Raw genomic sequence first — 3,368 nt, 5'->3', positions numbered from 1 at the left:
TACTTGTCAATTTCCTGCTTAACATTTTTTTTAGAAACCGAAATGGAGTAAATTGTAAGGGAGGCGAGTAGAAGAACGATGCATAAAAAGCCCACAATGAGTCGTAGGAAAAGAGAATTCGATCTGTTCCAGATAGAAAGGATCGTATTTTTCATGCAACCCCCACCTTTTCATAAACAAACACTATATATGGCTTCTCTTTGTAACTTATATTTTATCAAACAAGTTGAATAGTGTAAACAATATGCCTCACCGGTTTAAAGCTGTTATGATGAGCTATCCCTGAATCTCTTTAGACTTTTGGGATAGCCCTTCACATTGCCACTATCCAACGGATTCCCTTGAAAGAGATCCTTTATTATTACTTCAATATTTTTATAGTAGCCATCATCTATCGACTCGTATATGAACGGAATCTAAGATTGATCAACTTTTTTGCAGTCAGCATAAAAAAATACCAACCTCCGCAAAAGAGCCCTGACTTGCAAGATTTCTATTGAACAAAATCGCTACGCGATAGCTTTTTAGCCCCTTTTTACCCCATACTGTTAAAATTCAATATAGCAGCACACTCACATATCAGGTATTGTTAAGTTACCGCTAACAAAACAAGCCAAAACACGAGGTGCTGCTACATTGTTTATCGTATCATTTTTCTGTATAGCCAACAACTTTTATTGTTATCCAAGACCGCCTCCTAAGTAAGCGTAGGGTTTGAATGAAGACTACACTTACTTTTATTCTAGGAGGCCTGTACTATGGATTTTTTTGATGTGAAACCCTATGTTAAAAAGTTTAATGATTTCTTAGTTTTACGCGACCTAACTTACAATACCATCAAATCGTATAACAGTATGCTACACAGTTACCTATCTTGGGTGACTTCCTGTCAAAAGACACCTGAAGCTATTTCTTTTGATGAGATTAGAGTTTATATTCTATTTCTTAAACAATCGAAGGTTCTTTCTAATCGCACGATAAACGCACATATTTCACAACTTCGCTTTTTCTATCTGTATGTTTTAAGAAGCAATTGGGATAAGTATGAAGTTCCGTATATGAAATTTAATACCGTGCTTCCCGATATCCTCACCTATGATGAGATTAATTATTTTATTAACACGATCCCCAACCTGAAGCATAAAGCCTGTGTTGCACTTTTGTATTCATCGGGACTTCGGGTCAGCGAGCTTCGCCATTTGCGTTATGAGGATATTTGTCGTAAAGATATGCGAATTTATATCCGATCTTCCAAATCAAGATGTGACAGGTATGCGATTTTATCCAAAAGGGCTTTAGGGATCTTAACGGAGTATTGGTTTTCTTTTGGTAAGCCGAAAGGCTGGTTATTTCCGGGTACTAAGGTAGATTCCCCAATTGTGAGTTTTACGGTATCCCGTTTTATTGCCGATCATAGTTGTTTTCTTGGCTGGGACAAGCACATCACTGCCCATTTGTTCAGACATTCTTTTGGTACCCATTTATATGAGCAGGGTAATGATTTGCTTACGATCCAAAAGCTTTTAGGGCATAAGTCTGCAAGCTCCAGTCTGGTTTATGTTCATTTAGGGACGACAACCATGAGGAAACTGAAAAGTCCCTTTGATCGCGAGGATAATCTATGAGCTATCCCATACAAGATATCTTTCTTACGTATTATGATGCCACTATTGTCCAATATCCGGTAGATTATTTCACACATAAAGCTGCCACTGCGATCATGAAATGTAAAACCCCTGCTTTAGGTGCCAATACGTCCAACTGTCCAGATTGTCATCATGTAGAAGTACACTATAATTCTTGCCGAAATCGTCATTGTCCTTGTTGCCAAGGACTTGTCAAGGAAAAATGGATCGATAAGCGTAAGTCTGAAGTCATTGATGCCCCATACTTTCATGTTGTCTTTACGGTGCCTGAAGAGCTTAATCCTGTCATTTATGCGAACAAAGAGGAACTTTACGCACTACTGTATAAAGCAAGTGCGGATACCTTGATGGAACTCGCACAAGACAAAAAACATCTGAACGCTTCGATTGGTTTTATGAGCATCCTTCATACTTGGGGACAGTCATTAAACTTTCATCCTCACATCCATTCTATTGTATTGGGTGGCGGTCTTACGAAAGATTTAAAGTTCAAAACGGTGAAAGACAACTTCTTATTTCCTATTCATGTGGTCTCTAGACTCTTTCGCGGAAAATTCATGGCTGCTTTAAAGAAACTTTACAAGTCCGACAAGTTGGTCTTTTCGGGCTCTTCGTTAACGTTACAGATTCCGGATGAGTTTCAAAAGCTAATTGACCTTTTATACGCAAAAGAGTGGATTCCCCACATCAAAGAGACCTTTAAAGGCGCACAAAATGTGATTGAGTATCTGGGAAGATACACCCACCGTATTGCCATTTCTAACTCTCGAATTTTAGAGGTGAACGATGAAGGCATCACTTTTAGTGTTAAAGATTACAAAAAACAAGGCATGAAATCCCAAGTCACGCTTACGCCTGCGGAGTTTATTCGACGATTTCTTATGCATATCTTACCTAAAGGATTTGTAAAGATTAGGCATTACGGTATATTAAGCAATCGTTCGAAAAAGGTGAAATTAAAGATTTGTCGCAACATCATTAAAAGGAATTACCCAAAACCACTCCTAGAAGGACTTACAGCGGCTCAAATTATTCTAAAGTTGTTTGGAGTGGATATCTATAAATGTCCCAAATGCGCTTGCAGTAATTTTGGAAAAGCAATAGTAATCCCAAAACTAGAATGAAAAGAAGCAACCGAATAGATTTTTTTAAAACTAGGATGACCTAGGCTTATTAAGAATACCCTTTAAAGGAATTTAATCCTTTTATATCTAAATGTCTCTTACATAAACCAGTAAATTTGTAGTACATAGCCATTTTTTAGAGATAAGAGATTCCTTTGAAAACCCATAGCTAGTTAAAGGCTGGTTCGGTTCGTGCCACCGCGACTATTGTTCAATAGGAAAAATTGCAATTGAGAGAAAAAGAGCAGGTCGAAAACCCCGACCTGCTCTTTTTCTGACCCTCAACTACAATTCTTTCCTTAATAATTATATCATTTATTCAAAAAATATCAATATTTCTACGTCTGTCAATTCCAAGTTCAACTTACACTGAGCCCTGTAAATTCACCTTTCAATTTCTCTGTCAGTTCGTCCGGCTCTTAACGAATACTTTGGACTTCACCTTGTTTCCGAGCCAGAACAGCAAGTTTGTTAAAACGTTGTTCAAATGCTGATTTCATCCAGTCAGGATATACCCAACGCTAGCTTGGGTATGGAGGTGTTGGCAAGCCTTAACTTTAATAAAGTATATTCTGAGACTATCTGCTGTATATTTAGA

The 3,368-nt window shown here is 37.7% G+C and carries 2 protein-coding genes; both read left to right on the top strand.

What is annotated here, in order from left to right; all coding sequences use genetic code 11:
* Positions 1-758: 758 nt before the first annotated feature.
* Positions 759-1,625, top strand: a complete 867-nt coding sequence (locus AC3EA5_RS07545; protein WP_488607772.1) for a tyrosine-type recombinase/integrase — start codon at positions 759-761, stop codon at positions 1,623-1,625.
* On the top strand, positions 1,622-2,770 hold the full coding sequence (locus AC3EA5_RS07540) for an IS91 family transposase (RefSeq protein WP_488607771.1): 1,149 nt from the start codon (positions 1,622-1,624) through the stop codon (positions 2,768-2,770). The genes AC3EA5_RS07545 and AC3EA5_RS07540 overlap by 4 nt, the downstream gene beginning before the upstream one ends.
* Positions 2,771-3,368 lie beyond the last annotated feature (598 nt).

It is taken from the genome of Paenisporosarcina sp. (assembly GCF_057785155.1).
Note: the sequence above shows the minus strand (reverse complement) of the source record. Positions and strands in the feature narration are given on the sequence as shown.